Annotated in this window: 16 protein-coding genes, 1 tRNA gene and 2 pseudogenes; 8 read left to right on the top strand and 11 right to left on the bottom strand. The window is 70.7% G+C overall.

Annotated features, from left to right (window positions below; all coding sequences use genetic code 11):
- The 7 genes and pseudogenes from KUM39_RS27080 to KUM39_RS27050 all read left to right on the top strand — a co-directional run.
- Positions 1 to 799 (top strand): annotated as a pseudogene (locus KUM39_RS27080) (ATP-binding protein); the annotation flags it as partial.
- Positions 800 to 1,003: 204 nt separating this feature from the next.
- Positions 1,004 to 1,468: a hypothetical protein gene (locus tag KUM39_RS27075; protein WP_217788416.1), complete on the top strand. Its 465-nt coding sequence runs from the start codon at positions 1,004 to 1,006 to the stop codon at positions 1,466 to 1,468.
- 88 nt (positions 1,469 to 1,556) lie between these two features.
- Complete coding sequence (locus KUM39_RS27070) at positions 1,557 to 2,258, top strand: DNA cytosine methyltransferase (protein WP_217788415.1); 702 nt, start codon at positions 1,557 to 1,559, stop codon at positions 2,256 to 2,258.
- Positions 2,255 to 3,145 carry a bifunctional DNA primase/polymerase gene (locus KUM39_RS27065; RefSeq protein ID WP_217788414.1) on the top strand — a complete coding sequence of 297 codons (891 nt, stop codon included), beginning with the start codon at positions 2,255 to 2,257 and terminating at the stop codon, positions 3,143 to 3,145. The genes KUM39_RS27070 and KUM39_RS27065 overlap by 4 nt, the downstream gene beginning before the upstream one ends.
- Before the next feature lie 349 nt (positions 3,146 to 3,494).
- Positions 3,495 to 4,916, top strand: a complete 1,422-nt coding sequence (locus KUM39_RS27060) for a DNA primase family protein (protein WP_217788413.1) — start codon at positions 3,495 to 3,497, stop codon at positions 4,914 to 4,916.
- Between the two features lie 252 nt (positions 4,917 to 5,168).
- The gene (locus KUM39_RS27055) at positions 5,169 to 5,378 is read left to right on the top strand and encodes a helix-turn-helix transcriptional regulator (RefSeq protein ID WP_246620795.1); all 210 of its coding nucleotides are present in this window, start codon (positions 5,169 to 5,171) and stop codon (positions 5,376 to 5,378) included.
- Positions 5,375 to 6,739, top strand: coding sequence for a tyrosine-type recombinase/integrase (locus tag KUM39_RS27050; protein WP_308288258.1), 1,365 nt, complete (start codon positions 5,375 to 5,377; stop codon positions 6,737 to 6,739). The genes KUM39_RS27055 and KUM39_RS27050 overlap by 4 nt, the downstream gene beginning before the upstream one ends.
- A 155-nt stretch (positions 6,740 to 6,894) precedes the next feature.
- Here KUM39_RS27050 and KUM39_RS27045 read toward each other — a convergent pair.
- Positions 6,895 to 6,976 (bottom strand) — tRNA-Tyr (locus tag KUM39_RS27045).
- A gap of 385 nt (positions 6,977 to 7,361) precedes the next feature.
- Here KUM39_RS27045 and KUM39_RS27040 point away from each other — a divergent pair.
- Entirely contained in the window at positions 7,362 to 7,850 is a 489-nt protein-coding gene (locus tag KUM39_RS27040; RefSeq protein WP_217788412.1) for a YajQ family cyclic di-GMP-binding protein, read from the top strand.
- A 90-nt stretch (positions 7,851 to 7,940) separates the two neighbouring features.
- On the opposite strand, the gene KUM39_RS27035 is transcribed toward KUM39_RS27040, so the two are convergent.
- From KUM39_RS27035 to KUM39_RS26990, 10 genes and pseudogenes are all read right to left on the bottom strand, one after another.
- A complete protein-coding gene (locus KUM39_RS27035) occupies positions 7,941 to 8,207 on the bottom strand; it encodes a GlsB/YeaQ/YmgE family stress response membrane protein (protein WP_217788411.1) in 267 nt (88 codons plus the stop codon).
- A gap of 190 nt (positions 8,208 to 8,397) precedes the next feature.
- A complete protein-coding gene (locus KUM39_RS27030; protein ID WP_217788410.1) occupies positions 8,398 to 8,790 on the bottom strand; it encodes a YccF domain-containing protein in 393 nt (130 codons plus the stop codon).
- Positions 8,787 to 9,650 (bottom strand): zinc metalloprotease HtpX, encoded by an 864-nt coding sequence (htpX, locus tag KUM39_RS27025; RefSeq protein WP_217788409.1) that lies wholly within the window; start codon positions 9,648 to 9,650, stop codon positions 8,787 to 8,789. Before htpX ends, KUM39_RS27030 begins: the two co-directional genes overlap by 4 nt.
- 255 nt (positions 9,651 to 9,905) lie before the next feature.
- Positions 9,906 to 11,447 carry an NADH-quinone oxidoreductase subunit N gene (locus tag KUM39_RS27020; protein ID WP_217788408.1) on the bottom strand — a complete coding sequence of 514 codons (1,542 nt, stop codon included), beginning with the start codon at positions 11,445 to 11,447 and terminating at the stop codon, positions 9,906 to 9,908.
- Positions 11,444 to 13,027, bottom strand: coding sequence for an NADH-quinone oxidoreductase subunit M (locus KUM39_RS27015; protein WP_217788407.1), 1,584 nt, complete (start codon positions 13,025 to 13,027; stop codon positions 11,444 to 11,446). Before KUM39_RS27015 ends, KUM39_RS27020 begins: the two co-directional genes overlap by 4 nt.
- A 6-nt stretch (positions 13,028 to 13,033) precedes the next feature.
- The gene (locus KUM39_RS27010) at positions 13,034 to 15,028 is read right to left on the bottom strand and encodes an NADH-quinone oxidoreductase subunit 5 family protein (protein ID WP_217788406.1); all 1,995 of its coding nucleotides are present in this window, start codon (positions 15,026 to 15,028) and stop codon (positions 13,034 to 13,036) included.
- A complete protein-coding gene (nuoK, locus tag KUM39_RS27005) occupies positions 15,025 to 15,453 on the bottom strand; it encodes an NADH-quinone oxidoreductase subunit NuoK (RefSeq protein WP_217788405.1) in 429 nt (142 codons plus the stop codon). Before nuoK ends, KUM39_RS27010 begins: the two co-directional genes overlap by 4 nt.
- 368 nt (positions 15,454 to 15,821) lie before the next feature.
- Positions 15,822 to 16,316: pseudogene (locus KUM39_RS27000) on the bottom strand (NADH-quinone oxidoreductase subunit J family protein); the annotation flags it as partial.
- Positions 16,317 to 16,513: 197 nt separating this feature from the next.
- Entirely contained in the window at positions 16,514 to 17,068 is a 555-nt protein-coding gene (locus tag KUM39_RS26995; protein ID WP_217788404.1) for a NuoI/complex I 23 kDa subunit family protein, read from the bottom strand.
- On the bottom strand, positions 17,068 to 18,036 hold the full coding sequence (locus KUM39_RS26990; RefSeq protein ID WP_217788403.1) for a complex I subunit 1/NuoH family protein: 969 nt from the start codon (positions 18,034 to 18,036) through the stop codon (positions 17,068 to 17,070). Before KUM39_RS26990 ends, KUM39_RS26995 begins: the two co-directional genes overlap by 1 nt.
- Positions 18,037 to 18,079 lie beyond the last annotated feature (43 nt).

Raw genomic sequence — 18,079 nt, 5'->3', positions numbered from 1 at the left:
TCCCGGAACCGCGTTCCCGCTGCTGGTCGTCATCGTGGACGAAGCCCAGGTGGCGTTCATGTGCCCCGCCAGGACCCGCCACGTCAACGAGGACGGCAAGGTCAGGGAAGGCGCCCCCTACGGCGGTTCCAAGGCCACCTCCCGGTACTTCACGGCCGTACGAAAGATCCACAACCAGGGCCGGGCGGTGAACGTCCTGATGTGGCAGGGCACCCAGGACCCCACCGACCAGAATTTGCCCAAGCTCGTCCGCGAGGGCGCCCACACCCGCGCCTCCCTCGCCCTCGGCACCGAGTCACAGGCCCGCATGGCACTCGGGGACAAGGCCGTGGACGGGGGTGCCGCACCGAACCTGCTGCGCCCCGGGCTGGACAAGGGCACCGTCGTTGTCGCCTCGGACGGCATCGCCATCCCCGCCGGCCAGGCATCCATCACCGTGCGCACGCACTACATCAGCACCGACGACGCGACCGAGATCGCGGAACGGGCCAAGGCGTTGCGCGACGGCGTCACCACCCTCACCGTCATCGGGCAGCGTGAGTACCGGGACCCGCTCGCGGACATCGCCACCGTGCTCGGGGACGCGCCCCGGCTGCGGACCCAGGACGTGATCAAGCGGCTCTCCGCACTGGACGCGGACGCGTACGGGGACTGGTCGCCCGGCGACCTCACCCGCGTTCTCGAAGGCACCGGCGCCGAGCCCTACAAGTCGGACGGCCGCATGGTCGTCGGCCGCAACCAGATCACCCGCGTCCTCGCGGAACGCGACACCGAGGATTCCGCTTCCGCCCCCGAGTGACAGGGAGGCGACCCGGTTCGGGTCAGGGAGGCAGGGAGAACTCCCTCACCGCCTCCCTGACCCGCCTCCCTGGACTTGACCTGCACGAATGATCGTTCAGGGAGGCAGGGAGGCACCCCAGGTCAACCCCCCAAAACCCCCTCCACAGCGCACCCCCAAGGGGGTGCCCGTACCTCCCTGACCACGCATCGGAAGGGATTCCGCATGTTCCCCGAGCACACCCCCCGACCGCCCGCCGTGCGGGCCGCAGAGGTCCACCACCCCGTCCCCCTCACCCCCGCCGTGCCCGCCCCGGCGCCGCTCGTTGCGGTGCAGCCGGACACCGTCCCGGCGGTGGCGAGCGTCGTCCTGCCGGACGGCCGGGTCGTCACCGGCTACGCCATCACCCCCGCCCACCCCGACCCCGCCACGGTCAAGCCGGCGGTGTCCCGTACGGCGGTGAACGTCGCCGTGGGCGGGGTGGGGTTCCTCGCGGTGTGCGGCGGACTGCTCATGCTCACCGCCTTCATCACCGCCCTCACCGCACTCATCACCCAACTCATCGTGCTGGCCGCCGTCGTCTTCGGCGGGTTCGTCGCGGTGCAGGTGTTCACCGGCAAGGGCCACAAGGCGGGGACCACGGTGAACATCCGCCGCGCGGTCATCAAGCGCAACCACTTCCACAGCTAGCAACGCCAAGGGCGACCCCCTCTCACGCCAATGAAGCCGGGGTCGCCCTTGCCTGCCAGCCGCTTTCACAGAACTGGAGACCTCCAGCATGACCCAACCCACCCCCATCGGGCGAGAGCGCACGCACACGCGCCCGCGCCTGCTCGACCTGTTCTGCTGCCAGGGCGGCGCCGCGAAGGGCTACACCGACGCCGGGTTCGACGTGACCGGCATCGACAAGGACCCGCAGCCGCGTTACCCGTACCGATTCATCCAGGCCGACGCCATCGCGTTCGTCCTGGAACACGGTGCCGGGTTCGACTTCATCCACGCCTCCCCGCCGTGCCAGCACGACAGCGAGTGCCAGCGCATCCAGGGCAACGCCCACCCCGACCTGATCGCTCCTACCCGCGCCGCACTGGAGACCACCGGGCGCCCCTGGGTGATCGAGAACGTGCGCGGTGCGCTGCCGAAGCTGCGCGGGCCGGTGATGCTGTGCGGGCCGATGCTCGGGGTGGACACCTACCGGCACCGGTACTTCGAGACCGGCGGCGGCTTCCGCCTCACTCAGCCCGAGCACCCCGCGCACACCGTGCCGCAGGCCAAGATGGGACGCCCCGTCCTGCCCGGCCACTACGGCCAGTACGTCGGGAACTTCTCCGGCGTCCACCTCGCCCGCGCCGTGCTCGGGGTGCCGTGGATGAACCGCGACGGCATCCGCGAATGCATCCCCCCAGCCTACACCCAACACATCGGCCGCACCGCCCTCACCCACCTCACCACCACCGGCGGGCTGGGAGCGGCGGCATGAACCAGACCCTGATGCGCGCCGCGCTGGACGCTGCCGAACTTGGCTGGCACGTCTTCCCCCTCCGCCCCGGCGCCAAGCCCCCCGCCCTACACGGCGAAACGTCCTGCCCCCGCACCGGCCCCTGCGAGACGGGGCACGTGAAGTGGGAGCAGCGCGCCACCACCGACCCCAACCGCATCCGCAACGCCTGGACGCACGCCCCGTACAACATCGGCATCGCCACCGGCCCGTCCGGACTGCTGGTCGTGGACCTGGACGTGCCCAAGGACAAGAGCAGTGCGGACGCGCCGGACGGCGCGACGACCTTCTCGGCGCTCTGCGAGCGCGCCGGACAGGCTGTCCCCACCACCTACCGCGTGCGGACCGCGAGCGGCGGCCAGCACCTGTACTTCACCGCCCCCCACGGGGCCCGGCTCGCCAACACGGCCGGGACCGTGGCGAGTTCGGTGGACACACGAGCGTGGGGCGGATACGTCGTCGCCGCCGGCAGCACCACCCCCACCGGACGGTACGAAGCGCTGTGCGCCCCCGTGCCGGTCCCGCTGCCCGCATGGCTCCACACCATCCTCCAACCCGTCCCCGTCCCGCCCAAGGCGCCGTTGCGGCTACCCGTGGTGGACGGGAGCCGGGCGGCGCTCGCCGCACTGGAAGCCGAGTGCGCCACCGTGACCGCAGCACCCGAGGGCGGACGCAATACGGCGCTGAACCGGGCCGCGTTCAAGGTGGGACGGTTCGTCGCGTGGGGCGACCTCCCCCGCCACGTGGCCGAAGCCGCCTTCCAAATGGGGGGCGAGGCGGCCGGGCTCACCGCTGCCGAGTGCCGCACCACCATCCGCAGCGCCCTGGACTCCAGCATCCGCACCGCCCGCCCACGGGAGGCGGCATGAACCCCCGCCGAACCTCCCATTTGGAAGGCCAACCCGAACCCCCCGACCAGCCGCACCCCGCCAACCCGGCTCCACTCCGGCCGGTCGTGGGCGAGCCGACAGGCGCCGCCCACAAGGGCGTCGAAGCTGCCCTTCGCCCTGACCCGCAAGTCGGAGACGGGCGGTACCCCGTCGCCTGGCTCACCATCAGCGCGCCATACGGGGCCACCCCGTCCGCGTCGTCGGTATGCCTCTGCGGACGGGAGCGGCGGGCGTTCGGCAAGCGCCGCGTTATCGCGCTCATCGCGGACCACGCCGACCACCGCGACCACTGCCCCCTGCGCGCCCCACGGGAAGAAGGGAGGGCGGCATGAGCGACACCGACACCACCACGGGCGGGGAGTGCGAGGAACTGCCCGCCCCGTCCAACCCCCTGGCCGTAGCCCGCCGACTGCTGCCCGACTGGCAGAGCAGCAACGGGCGCCTCACCTGCCGGCGCTGGCGCGGCTCGTGGATGCGCTGGACCGGCGCGCACTGGCGCGAGGTGGACGAAGCCCAGGTACGCGCGGGCATGTACGAGCGACTGGAACACACCGTCTACCGGGCCCCGGTCAAGGACGGGCAGACCGAACAACGCCCGTGGGCGCCCACGAAGCAGAAGATCAGCAACCTGCTGGACGCCCTCGGTGCGATCACTCTCCTGCCGACCGACACCGACGCCCCCGCATGGATCGACGCGCGCGGAGCGACGGACCGGGACGAGGGCACCATCGTGGCGTGCGCGAACGGACTCCTGCGCATCCGGGACCGGGAACTGCTGCCGCATGGGCCGGGGTTCTTCAACCTTGTCTCCGTCCCTTTCGCCTACGACCCCGCCGCACGGGCCCCGACCTGGGAACGGTTCCTGGCTCAGATCTGGCCCGACGCCCCCGACGCCATCGCCGCACTGCAAGAGTGGTTCGGCTACGTCCTGTCGGGCCGGACCGACCAGCAGAAGATCATGCTCATGGTCGGCCCCTCCCGGTCGGGCAAGGGCACCATCGCGCGGGTGCTGAAAGAGCTGGTCGGCAAGGACAACCTGGCCGGACCCACCCTCGCCGGACTGGGCACGAACTTCGGCTTGGCCACCCTGGTCGGCAAGCCCCTCGCGGTCATCTCCGACGCCCGTCTCGCGGGCAACGACAACAGCCAGGTCGTGGAACGGCTGCTCACCATCTCCGGTGAGGACACCATCGACATCGACCGCAAGTACCGGGAGCAGTGGACCGGGAAACTGCCCACGCGGCTGATGCTGCTCTCCAACGAGCTGCCCCACTTCGGGGACTCCTCCGGGGTCATCGCCCGCCGGTTCGTCGTCCTCAGCATGACCGTGTCCTGGCTCGGCAAGGAGGACACCGGCCTCACCGACCGGCTCGCCGACGAGATGCCCGGCATCCTCAACTGGGCCCTGGACGGACTCGCCCGCCTCCAGCGCACCGGCCGCATCACCGAACCGGCATCCAGCCGCGACGCCATCACCACCATGCAGGACACCGCCTCACCCACCTCCGCGTTCATCCGCGAACGCTGCACCACCGGCCCCACCACCAGCGTCCCGGTGGACACCCTGTGGAACGCCTGGCGCGAATGGGCCGAAGACAACGGCGTCAAACCCGGCACCAAGCAGATCTTCGGCCGCAACCTCCTCTCCGTGGTCCCCCAACTCGCCCTCACCCGACCCCGGGATGGCGACAGCCGGGTGCGCACCTACGCGGGCATCGCGCTCCGATCCGCCCTCGGCACCACCGACTGAAGTCGCGGCCGCAATTCGCCGGGTCGCGGACCATCGCGGACCACGCTCGCTGACCTGCACCTTTACCGCTCCCCGACTGCGGGCCATCGCGGACCGGTTCTCGCAAGTGGTCCGCGATGGCCCGCACGCCACGGCAGACAAAACCGCAGGTCAAACACTGTGGTCCGCGATGGTCCGCGACCCACAGCAATGTGACGCCAACACATCCGCCCGACTTCCCCCCTCGCTTCTCCCCCTCTCTGGAGACCCCTGATGAGTACGCCGTCCCTCCGTCGCCGCACCCCGAAAGACGAACTGATTCCGCTGCCCGAAGTTCTGTACGAACTCGGCATCAGCCGGCCGACGTGGTACCGCTGGCGCAACCGTGGCTTCGGCCCCGAGGCACGTCGCACACCGTCCGGCCGTATCTGCGTTCGCCGAAGCGCGCTGGACGCCTTCAAGGATGAATTGGAGGCTGCGTGAGCGAGTGGAGCTACGAAGTCAAGTTCTGGGCTATCCGGAAGCGCAACGCACGAAATCCCTACCAACTGCGATGGATGGTGGGGACGCGAGAACACGCGAAGTCCTTTCTGACGCGAGGACTGGCGGACAGCCGGCGTTCGGAATTGATGGCGGCCGCTCGAAAGGGTGAGCCTTTCGAGATCAACAGTGGTCTTCCGAAGTCGATGGCCACCAAGAAGCGTGACATCTGCTGGTACGAGCACGCGCGCGCCTATATCGAGATGAAGTGGCCCGACTCCCCCGGCAACACTCGGCAGACCCTTGCCGAAGCTATGGCCACCGTGACGCCCGCGCTCGTCAAGGACACCAAGGGAATGCCCGACCCGCGCACCGTGCGCCAGGCCCTGTACGGGTGGGCGTTCAACAAGAACCGCTGGGGCACCGAGCCGCCGGCTGACGTGGCCAAGGTTCTCAACTGGTTCGAGCGCAAGTCGCTTCCCATGTCGGCTCTTTCGGATCGACTGCTGGTGAAGAACGCCCTGCGCGCCCTGACGAAACGTCTCGACGGGAAGACCGCCGCACCGGGCACCATCAGCCGCAAACGAGCCATCTTCTACAACTCTCTTGAGTTCGCGGTGGATGGAGAGTTGCTGTCCGACAATCCCTTGGACCGCGTCAAGTGGAAAGCGCCGGAAAGGGTAATGGAGGAAGTGGACCCGGCGGGCGTTCCCAATCCGGCGCAGGCGGCGAGGTTGCTGACCGCTGTGCGGGACCAGAGCAAGCGGGGGCGACGGCTCGCCGCGTTCTTCGGCTGTATGTACTACGCCGCCGCGCGGCCGGCCGAGGTCATCGGTCTACGCGTCTCGGATTGTGACCTTCCCCGGCGGGGATGGGGTGTGCTCCGTCTTCACCACACGCGCCCTCGCTCGGGCACCGCATGGACAGACAGTGGCGAGGCTCACGAGAAACGGGGTCTCAAGCACCGCCCGCGCAAGGAGGTTCGCACCGTGCCCATCCCGCCCGAGCTGGTCGCACTGCTGCGGTGGCACCTCACGGCGTACGGCACAGCCGTGGACGGCCGGGTGTTCCAGACACTGCGGGGCGGACTCGTACAGGACACCGGATACGGCGAGGTGTGGGCCGAAGCCCGCTCGCGGGCCCTGACGCCAGCGGAGATCGCGTCCGGGCTCGCCAAGCGGCCGTACGACCTGCGGCACGCGGCGGTGTCCACCTGGCTCAGCTCCGGTGTGGAGCCTCAGCTTGTCGCTGCGCGGGCCGGGCACAGCGTGGGCGTTCTCTTCCGGGTGTACGCGAAGTTCCTCAAGGACGGGGACGAGGCGGCCAACGCCAAGATCTCCGAACGGCTGGACCCGCACGCCTGACACCCCGGAAATCCTGTCCGCGCCCTGTCCGTGAAAGTCGAGACGAGACGGTCGAACACGAGACAGCGTGAGACACCGACCCCGTACGTGACGATCAACGGCCAAGGGCCCGTGACCTGCTGTGATAGCAGGTCACGGGCCCTTGGTTTCCCGTGTGGCGGCGCCAGGATTCGAACCTGGGAAGGCTGAGCCGGCAGATTTACAGTCTGCTCCCTTTGGCCGCTCGGGCACACCGCCGGGGGTTGATGCCGGGTCGAACCGCTTTTCCACGGCGCTCTCTGGCAACGACGTAAACAATACCCGATGGGCGGGGGTGCTCCGCCACCCGGTTGATCTGCGGCCGGTGGGGGTCGGGGTGGCTACTTCTGCGATCGGAAAGGGTCGCAGGAAGGCTCGCGGCGTCCGGTGCGGTGCGTCGCACAGCGGGGCCTCGCGCGCGTAGCTGGATGTACTCGGGTGAGGCGACAACGCGGCGAGGCGCCGGGCGCCGCGAGCCGGTGAACCATTCCGGTCACCGCACTAGGCTGGGGCGGATACGGACCGGCTCGACGCCGGGCCGGTGGGTGGCGTCGGGCACGCCGGACGCACCCGATACGCACACCGATACAAGGAGCCACAGGACATGGCCGACTCCAGTTTCGACATCGTCTCGAAGGTCGAGCGGCAGGAGGTCGACAACGCGCTCAACCAGGCCGCCAAGGAGATCTCGCAGCGCTACGACTTCAAGGGCGTGGGCGCCTCGATCTCGTGGTCCGGCGAGAAGATCCTCATGGAGGCGAACTCCGAGGACCGGGTGAACGCGGTGCTCGATGTCTTCCAGTCCAAGCTGGTCAAGCGGGGTATCTCGCTGAAGGCGCTGGACGCGGGCGAGCCGCAGCTCTCCGGCAAGGAGTACAAGATCTTCGCCTCCATCGAGGAGGGGATCTCCCAGGACAACGCCAAGAAGGTGGCGAAGATCATCCGCGACGAGGGCCCCAAGGGCGTCAAGGCCCAGGTTCAGGGCGACGAGCTGCGCGTCAGCTCCAAGAGCCGGGACGATCTTCAGACCATCATCGCGCTGCTCAAGGGCAAGGACTTCGACTTCGCGCTTCAGTTCGTCAACTACCGCTAGACAGCGGCGGCGACAGCTGTCGCGGGCCTGGACACACCGAAGGGCGGCACCCGTTGGTGCCGCCCTTCGGTGCGCTGTCGGGGTGTCCGGTCAGTCGCGTGAGTTGCCGAAGATCAGGCGGTACGCGATGAGCAGGACCAGGGAGCCACCGATCGCCGCCGCCCAGGTGGCGCCGTCGAAGAAGTGCTTGCTGACCGGGTGGTCAAGCCAGCGGGACGAGATCCAGCCGCCGATGAACGCGCCCGCGATGCCGATGAGGGTGGTTCCGATGAAGCCGCCGGGGTCGCGGCCCGGCAGCAGCAGTTTGGCGATGGCTCCGGCCAGAAGCCCCAGGATGATCCAACCGATGATGCTCATGCCGCTAACCTGCCCTCCCGTGCGGTACGCGCACGCACCGGACGCTGAAAATCCGGTGAGGACCGGGTGTCCGTCGCGCACCTGTTCGTGCTTCTCGGGAGGAAGGACGCCGGAAGGTGCCCTGCCGGTTGCGTCGCCGCGCAAGCGGCCCGTGCCCGACCCGTACGGGCGGACGCGCGGGGGCCGTCCGTCAGCGGGCCGCGAACGGCTCGTCCGTGGGGACGATCTCGCGGCCGAGCGGCAGCAGCGAGACCGGGATCAGCTTGAAGTTGGCGATGCCGAACGGGATGCCGATGATCGTCAGGCACAGGGCGATGCCGGTGGTGATGTGGGCGAGCGCCAGCCACCAGCCGGCCAGCAGCAGCCACAGCACGTTGCCCACGCACGACGGCGCGCCCGCGTCCCGGCGCTCGACCGTGGTGTACCCGAAGGGCCACAGGGCGTAGATCCCGATGCGGAACGCGGCGACGCCGAAGGGGATGCCGATGATGGTGACGCACAGCAGCAGGCCCGCGAGCAGGTAGGCCAGGAAGAGCCAGAAGCCGCTGAGGATCAGCCAGATGATGTTCAGGAGAGTCTTCATCGTGTGCGGCCTGCCATCTTTTCGAGTCGGGCGATGCGGTCCGCCATCGGCGGGTGTGTGGAGAACATCTTCGACAGGCCCTGACCGGGACGGAAGGGGTTGGCGATCATCATGTGGCTCGCCGTCTCGATCCTGGGTTCGGGGGGCAGCGGCAGCTGCTGGGTGCCCGTCTCCAGCTTGCGCAGGGCGCTGGCGAGGGCCAGCGGGTCACCGGTGAGCTGTGCCCCGGAGGCGTCCGCCTGGTACTCCCGCGAGCGGCTGATGGCCAGTTGGATCACCGTGGCGGCGAGTGGGCCCAGAATCATGATCAGCAGCATGCCGAGCAGGCCGGGGCCGTCGTCGTCGTCCGAGCGGCCGACCGGGATCAGCCAGGCGAAGTTCACCAGGAACATGATCACGGAGGCGAGGGCTCCGGCGACCGAGGAGATCAGGATGTCCCGGTTGTAGACGTGGCTGAGTTCATGGCCGATGACACCGCGCAGTTCCCGCTCGTCGAGCAGGCGGAGGATGCCGTCGGTGCAGCAGACCGCCGCGTTGCGCGGGTTGCGGCCGGTGGCGAAGGCGTTGGGGGCCTCGGTCGGGGAGATGTAGAGGCGGGGCATGGGCTGGCGGGCCTGCGTGGACAGCTCGCGGACCATCCGGTAGAGCGCGGGGGCCTCGAACTCGCTGACCGGGCGGGCGCGCATGGCGCGCAGCGCGAGCTTGTCGCTGTTCCAGTACGCGTAGGCGTTGGTGCCCAGCGCGATGAGGACCGCCACGATCAGTCCCGTCCGGCCGAACAAGCTGCCGATGACGATGATGAGCGCGGAGAGTCCTCCGAGGAGGACCGCGGTCCTCAGCCCGTTGTGCCGGCGGTGCACGGTACGCCCTCCAAATCCTGCGCGGGGAACGCTTCGGTCCTGATGCGGATGCGAATGCGGATGCGAATCCAGTTGACCTTCCTGTCCTGGTCAACGCCAGACGAGGGCCGCGAGTTCCCAGGTCCGGGGCGGGGGCGGGTCCGCCGTACGGGTAAAGTGCGGGGTTGTGGCGGGGCCGTACCGCGCCCGGCCGCCCGGCGGTCGCACCCGGCCCGAACCTCGGAGTCCCACCGGGCCCGAACCTCGGGGTCGGGTTCAGAACAGGTTGGTCGCCGCGAACCGCAGGACGAGTTGCGGGGCGCCCGAGAGGACCACCGCGACCGCGCCGGTGAGCGCGAGCGCGGCGGTGAGGGGCGCGGGGGTGCGGTGCCGCACGGTCTCGCCCTCGGGGGTGCGGAACAGCAGGGCCGCCCAGCGGAGGTAGTAGTACAGGGCGACGGCCACGTTGACGGCCATGACGGCGGCGAGCCAGCCGAGGCCCGCTTCCACGGCGGTCGAGAACACGGTGACCTTGGCGAACAGGCCGATGACGCCCGGCGGCAGACCGGCGAGGCAGAGCAGGAAGAAGGCCAGCAGGAGCGCGGCGGCCGGGTGGGTGGCGTACAGGCCCCGGTAGTCGGTGAGCCGGTTGCCGGGTCGGCTGCGGCCGACGAGGGCGGCGACCGTGAAGGCGCCCAGGTTCACGGCGGCGTACATCAGCGCGTAGGCGACGGTGGAGCCGATCGCGCGGCGGCCGTCGCCGGTGTACCCGGCGGCGGCGATGGGGACGAGCAGATACCCGGCCTGGCCGACGGAGGACCAGGCGAGCAGCCGTACGGCGCTGCGGGCGCGGTCGGCGCGCTGGCGCAGGGCGGCGACGTTGCCCGCGGTCATGGTGAGCGCGGCGAGCACGGCGAGCGCCGGTCCCCAGACGTCGGCGTACGACGGGAAGGCGACGACGGTGACGAGGATTAGGCCGGAGAGGCCGACGGCCTTGCCGACGACGGAGAGGTAGGCGGCGACGGGCAGCGGGGCGCCGGTGTAGGTGTCGGGGACCCAGAAGTGGAACGGTACGGCCGCTGTCTTGAAGGCGAAGGCGACCAGGGTGAGCACGACGCCCGCGCGCGCGAGGGTGTGCAGTTGACCGTCCACGTGCTGCACGCGTTGGGCGATCTGGGTGAGGTAGAGGGTGCCGGTGGTGGCGTAGACGAAGCTGATGCCGAGCAGGCCGACGGCGGTGGCGGTGACCGAGGAGAGGAAGAACTTCAGGGCCGCCTCGGCGGAGCGGCGGTCTCCGTGGCGGATGCCGACCAGGGCGAAGGCGGGCAGGGAGGCGACCTCCAGGGCGACGATCAGGGTGGCGAGGTCGCGGGAGGCGGGCAGCAGGGCGGCACCGGCGGCCGAGGACAGCAGCAGGAACCAGAACTCCCCCGCCGGGACGTGCCGCTGGTCGTCGCGGACGCCGGTGACGGACAGCAGGGCGGCCAGGAGGGCGCCGCCGAGGACGAGGAACTGCAGTACCAGGGTGAAGTGGTCCACGGTGTAGCTGCACGCGCGCGCGGGGCCGGTGGTGCAGAAGGTGCTGCGGGGGCCGCCCAGGAGGGGCAGCAACGTGGCGAGCGCTCCTGCGAGACCGGCGACCGAAACCCATCCGAGGAGTGGTTTGCGGTGCTCGGGGACGAAGAGGTCGGCGACCAGCACCGCGAGGGCGACGAGCGCGGTGAGGACGGGCGGCGCGACGGCGGTCCAGTCCACGGACTGCACGACGGACGCGGCCTGGGCGGCGGTCACGGCGGCGGGCTGGGCCAGGGCGCTCATCGGGTGCCTCCTGCGAGCAGCTGCTGCACGGCCGGGTCGGTGAGGCCGAGCAGGGCCTTCGGCCAGAGTCCGGCGACGACGGTGAGGGCGACGAGCGGGGTCCAGGCGGCGAACTCGTACCCGCGTACGTCCATGAGCGCGGGGGTGTCGCCGGGGGCGCCGGAGGGGTCGCCCATGCAGACGCGGCGGACCACGGTCAGCATGTACGCGGCGGTCAGCAGGGTGCCGAACGCGCCGACGGCGGTGAAGGTGAGGTACGCGGCCCGGCTAAGCCCGGCGGCGGGGTCGAAGGCGCCGAACAGGGCCAGCACCTCGCCCCAGAACCCGGCGAGTCCGGGCAGGCCGAGGGAGGCGACGGCGCCGAAGGCGAGCAGTCCGCCGAGGCGCGGGGCGCGGCCGTAGAGCGCGGCGCCGCCCTCCTCGGCGAGCGTGTCGAGGTCGGTGGTGCCGGTGCGGTCCTTGACGGCACCGGCCAGGAAGAACAGCAGGCCGGTGATGAGGCCGTGGGCGATGTTGGCGAACAGGGCGCCGTTGACGCCGGTCGGGGTCATGGTGGCGATGCCGAGCAGCACGAACCCCATGTGGCCGACGGAGGAGTAGGCGATGAGCCGTTTCAGGTCGCCGCGGGCGCCGCGCCGGGCCAGGGAGAGGCAGGCGAGGGAGCCGTAGACGATGCCGACGACCGCGAAGGCCGCGAGGTAGGGGGCGAAGACGCGGAACCCGTGCGGGGCGACCGGCAGTAGGATCCGGACGAACCCGTAGGTGCCCATCTTCAGCAGGACACCGGCCAGCAGCACCGAGCCGGTGGTCGGGGCGGCGGTGTGGGCGTCGGGCAGCCAGCTGTGCAGGGGCCACATCGGGGTCTTCACGGCGAGCCCGATCCCGATCGCCAGAACGGCGATGACCTGCACGGATGCGGAGAGTGACCGGCCGTTGTCAGTGGCGAGTGCCACCATGTCGAGAGTGCCCGACTTGATCCCGATCAAGAGAAGGCCGAGCAGCATGACGACGGAGCCGAGCAGCGTGAACAGGATGAACTTCCACGCGGCGCGGGTCCGCCCCTCGCCGCCCCAGCGGGCGATGAGGAAGTACATGGGGACGAGCACGGTCTCGAAGGCGAGGAAGAACAGCAGCAGGTCGAGGACGGCGAAGGAGGCGAGGGTGCCGCCCTCCAGCAGCAGGACGAGCGCGACGAACGCCTTGGGGGCGGGGCCCGCGGGCGGCTTGAAGTAGGAGTGGACGGCGCAGAGGAAGGTCAGCAGCGCGGTCAGGACCAGCAGGGGGAGGGAGATACCGTCGATGCCGAGGTGGACGCGCACGTGGAGCGCGGGAATCCAGCTGATGTCCGTCTGGGCCTGCATCGTGGCGGGATGGTGGTGGTCGAAGCCGAGCGCGAGGACGACGGCCGCGGCGAGGACCGCACCGGTCACCAGGACGCCGTGCCGCAGCACGGCCTGCTCGGGGGACCTGCCCTTCAGTCCCGGCGGCGCGGGCAGCAGAGCGGCGGCCGCTCCGAGGAGCGGGCCGACGACGACGAACGCGAGGAGGAACCGCATGACTGACTCGTTGATACCGATCACGCCCGCTCACGCTCCCGAGGCGACGAGGAGGACGGCGACCGCCAGGACGACGGTGCCGGCGAGCAGCGCGCTCACATAGGTCTGGACGTTGCCGTTCTGCGCCCGGCGCACGGCGGCGCCGAGCAGCCTCGGCAGCGCGGCGGCGGCGCGTACGTAGGTGTCCACGACCTCGCGGTCGAGGAACCGTACGAGGCTCGCGGCGTTCTGGACGGGGCGGACGAACAGGGCGCCGTAGACCGCGTCGAGGTGGAACCCGGCGGCGGCGTGCGGGTGCAGCCGCCCGAGCAGCAGGCGTCCGGGGTCGCCGGGGTCGGGCGCGGAGGCGAGGTCGCCGTAGGCGGAGCGGTGGCTGGCGATGACTTCTGCCTCCACGAGTCCGGCGTCGCCCTCGGGGTGGGCGGCGACCGCGCCCAGCGGGGTACGGGCGGCGAGGGCCCGGCCACGCTGCCAGGTGCCGTAGGTGAGGAGTCCGCCGACGACGGCGAGACCGGTGCCGAGGAGGGAGGTGAGCAGGGTCGGGGCGAGGTCGGGGCCGCCGAACCAGGTGTGCAGCGGGCGGAAGCCGAGGCCGCCGAAGGCGAGGGACGGCACGGCGAGGACCCAGAGCACCGCGGTCATGGTGACGGGCTGGCGGCCGTGGTCGGGGGCCGGGTCGCCGCTGCCCCGGAAGGCCAGCAGCCACAGGCGGGCCGCGTAGGCGGCGGTGAGCAGGGCGGTGACGAGTCCGGCGACGAGGACGATCCAGCCCGCGCTGCCGGGGGCGTGCGCGGTGTGCCCTCCGGCCGCGCGTTCGGCGGCGCCGAGGACGGACTCCTTAGAGAAGAACCCGCTGAACGGCGGGATCGCGGCCAGGGCGAGCAGCGCCACGATCATGGTCCAGAAGGCGTCCGGGACCCGGTCGCGCAGACCGCTCATGCGGGACATGGCGGCGAGCGAGTTGGTACCGGCGACGTGGATGAGCACACCTGCGGCGAGGAACAGCAGGGCCTTGAAGGCGCCGTGGGACAGGAGGTGGAAGACGGCAGCTGCGCGGTCGCCGACGGCGAGGGCGCCGGTCATATAACCGAGCTGGCCGATGGTCGAGTAGGCGAGGACACGTTTGATGTCGTCCTGGGCGAGCGCGGCGAGGCCGGACCCGGTCATCGTGACGGCGGCCATGACGGCGAGGACGACCATCGCGGCCTGGGACGCCTCGAACACGGGGAGCAGGCGGGCGACGAAGTAGACACCGGCGGCGACCATCGTGGCCGCGTGGATGAGCGCCGAGACGGGGGTCGGACCGGCCATCGCGTCGGGCAGCCAGGTGTGCAGCGGGAACTGGGCCGACTTGCCCGCGACGCCCGCGAGCAGCAGCAAGGCGATGACGGTGGGGTGGTGCAGGCCACCGTCCGCCACGGTGGCGAGGACGCGGGTGACGCGGAACGAGCCCGCGTCGGTGCCCAGCGCGAACAGGCCGATGAGAAAGGGGACATCACCGAGTTTGGTGACGAGGAACGCCTTGAGCGAGGCGGCGCGGGCCTCGGGGGTCTCCCAGTAGTGGCCGACGAGGAAGTAGGAGCAGATGCCCATGACCTCCCAGCCGACCAGCAGCACGATCAGATCGCCGGAGTAGACGACCAGCAGCATGGCGGAGGTGAACAGGGAGACGAGCGCGGCGTACGAGGGGTAGCGCGGGTCGTCGCGGAGGTAGCCGGTGGAGTAGATCTGCACGCATACGGCGACGAACGCGACGAGGACGGCGACGAGCGCGGCGAAGCCGTCCACGTTCAGGGCGAGTTCGACCGGCACCGAGCCGGTCGGGGTGAGCTGGGTGTGCGCCTCGATCGCGGCTCCACCGCCCTGGCGTACGGCGACCAGCGCGGCCAGGACGAGCGCGGCGAGCGGGGGCAGGACGGCGAGCGGGCGGACGAAGCCGGGTGCGGTACGGCCGAGGAGCAGTCCGGCGGCGGCGCCGAGGAACGGGAGCAGCGGGACGAGGACGGCGAGGGTGGTCGTGGTCACGCGGTGGCCTCAGCCTTCTCGGCCGCGCCCGGGTCGTCGGGTCGGGCGGCGGATGTGCCGTCTGCGGGGCCGTCGGTGTCATCGGGGTCGTCGGGGCCGTCGCCGTGACCCTCGGCGGTGTCGCGGAGCCTGTCGATGTCGGAGGTGCCCCGGTTGCGGTGGACGGCGAGCACGATGGCCAGGCCGATGCCGATCTCGGCGGCGGCGATGGCGATCGTGAACAGGGTCAGGGCCTGGCCGGAGTGCAGGGTGTCGGCGGCGGCGCGGCTGAGCCAGGCGTCGAAGGCGACGAGGTTGAGATTGACGGCGTTGAGCATCAGCTCGACCGACATCAGGACCAGGATCGCGTTGCGCCGGGCGAGGACGCCGTAGAGGCCGGTGCAGAAGAGCAGGGCGGCGAGGACGGCGGGGTAGGCCAGGTGCATCAGGGGGTGCCGTCCTTTCCGGACGGGGCGGGTGTGCCGGAGGTTGCGGGCGGGCCGGACGGGGCTGGTGTGCCGGAGGTTGCGGGCGGGCCGGACGGGGCTGGTGTGCTGGACGGGGCGGGCCTGCCGGACGGGGCTGGTGTGCCGGAGGCGGTGGGAGTCTTGGCTGTCCTGGTCGCTCCGGTCGCCTCGGTCGCTCCGGTTGCCCCCGTCGATCCGCTTGCCGCGGTCGCTCCGGTTGCCTCGCCCGCCTCGGATTCACTCTTTCGAGCGTTACGGGCGAAAGGGGAACTTCCGTCCGATTCCCGGCCGTTGTCCGGGTGGCGGGGCCGGTTCCGGTCCTGTCGGCGGGGCTCATCCTGGTCCCGCTCCCCCTTCGCCTTGCGGGACAGGACGATGGCGCCGACCAGGGCCGCGAGGAGGAGGACGGAGAGGGCCTCGAAGGGCAGCACCCAGCTCCGGAAAAGGCTTTCTCCGGTGGCACGGGTGCTGCCGCCGACGGGGCCGTCCAGGGCGAACCACGTGGTGCGGAAGGCGTCCACGACCACCCAGACGAGGGCGCAGGCGGCGGCCGAGGCGACGGCGAGGGCGACCCACCGGTTGCCGGAGTCGGCGTCCGGGGAGTGGCCGATGGGGGCCTTGGTGAGCATCAGACCGAAGAGGAGGAGGACGACGACGGAACCCACGTAGATAAGGACCTGCACCCAGGCGATGAACTCCGCGGTGAGCAGCAGGTATTCGACGGCGATGCCACCGAGCGCGACCACCAGCCACAGCGCGGCGTGCACCAGTTGGCGGGTGGTGACGGTGATCAGGGCGGCGCCGAGGGTGACCAGGCCGACGAGGAGGAACGCGATCTCGATGCCGGTCGGGGAGAGGAAGCCGTGGGCGGTGGCGGCGAGGAGGTCGTGGGGGTCGGCTGCGGCGAGGTGGCCGCTGGGGGCGGTGGTCGCGGAGGTCGCGGAGGTCGCGGTGAGGGGACCGTGCGTGGCGGTCGCGGCGAAGTAGTGGTGTGGGGCGGTGGCGGCGAAGTGGTCGTGTGGGGCGGCTGCGGTGAGGGTCACTGGCCCTCCTCCGGTTCGGCCTGGGCGGCGGCCAGCTTCTCGGCGGCCTTGCGGGCGGCGGCGATCTCCTTGGGCTCCTCCGCGCCGGAGTCCAGGGCGGGCGGGGCGGGGACCGTCCACATCCACTCGCGGAGCTTGTCCCGCTCGTGGGTCAGCTCACGGATGTCGGTCTCGGCGTACTCGAACTCCGGGGACCAGAAGAGCGCGTCGAAAGGACAGACCTCGATGCAGATACCGCAGTACATGCAGAGCGAGAAGTCGATGGCGAACCGGTCGAGGACGTTGCGGCTGCGCTCCCGGCCACCGGGGGCGGCGGGCGGGACGGTCTCCTTGTGGGAGTCGATGTAGATGCACCAGTCGGGGCATTCGCGGGCGCAGAGCATGCAGACCGTGCAGTTCTCCTCGAACAGACCGATCACCCCGCGGGTGCGGGGCGGCAGTTCGGGGAGGGTGTCGGGGTACTGCTCGGTGACGGATTTCCGCGTCATCGTGCGCAGGGTGACGGCCAGGCCCTTGGCGAGACCCGAACCGGGGATCGACGCGCGGGACATCAGGAGATCACCACCTTGACGATGCCGGTGAGGGCGATCTGAGCGAGGGAGAGGGGGACGAGGAGGGTCCAGGAGAACTTCTGCAACTGGTCCTCGCGGAGCCGGGGGTAGGTGACGCGGAGCCAGATGACGAGGAACGCGAGGATCGCGGTCTTCAGCAGGGTCCACACCCAGCCGAGGCCGTCGGCGCCTCCGGGGCCGTGCCACCCACCCAGGAAGAGCACGGTGGTCAGGCCGCACAGGACGACGATGCCCGCGTACTCGGCCAGCAGGAACAGGGCGAAGCGGAGACCGGTGTACTCGGTGTAGGCGCCGAAGATGATCTCCGAGTCGGCCACCGGCATGTCGAACGGCGGGCGTTGCAGTTCGGCGAGGCCCGCCACGAAGAACACGAACGCGCCGGTGAGCTGCCAGGGCAGCCACCACCAGTGGAAGGCGTTCAGGATGCCGGGGAGGGAGACCGTACCGGCGGCCATCGCTACGGAGGCGGCGGCGAGCAGCATCGGAAGTTCGTAGGCGAGGAGCTGAGCGGCGGTACGCAGACCGCCGAGGAGGGAGAACTTGTTGGCACTGGCCCAGCCCGCCATCAGCGAGCCGAGCACACCCACACCCATCACAGCCAGCACGAAGAAGACACCCGCGTCGAGGACCTGGCCGACGGTACCCGCGCTCGGGCCGACGGGGATGGCGAGCAGGACGAGGAGGTAGGGCAGCAGGGCGACTGCGGGCGCGAGTTGGAAGACACGGCGGTCGGCGTCCGCCGGGACCACGTCCTCCTTCTGCGCGAACTTCACACCGTCCGCGATGAGCTGGGCCCAGCCGTGGAAGCCGCCCGCGTACATCGGCCCCAGGCGGCCCTGCATGTGAGCCATCACCTTGTGCTCGGTCTGGCCGACGATCAGGGGGAGGGTGAGGAAGACGACGAACACGATCAGGAGTCGCAGGACGACGTCCAGGGCGTCGGTCACTGCGGGCCTCCGGGGTGGGGGGTGGGATCGGACTTCGGGGCGG

This window comes from Streptomyces corallincola (assembly GCF_019104725.1).
GTDB classification, from domain to species: Bacteria; Actinomycetota; Actinomycetes; order Streptomycetales; family Streptomycetaceae; genus Streptomyces; species Streptomyces corallincola.
This window is presented reverse-complemented; position numbering and strand designations above follow the sequence as displayed.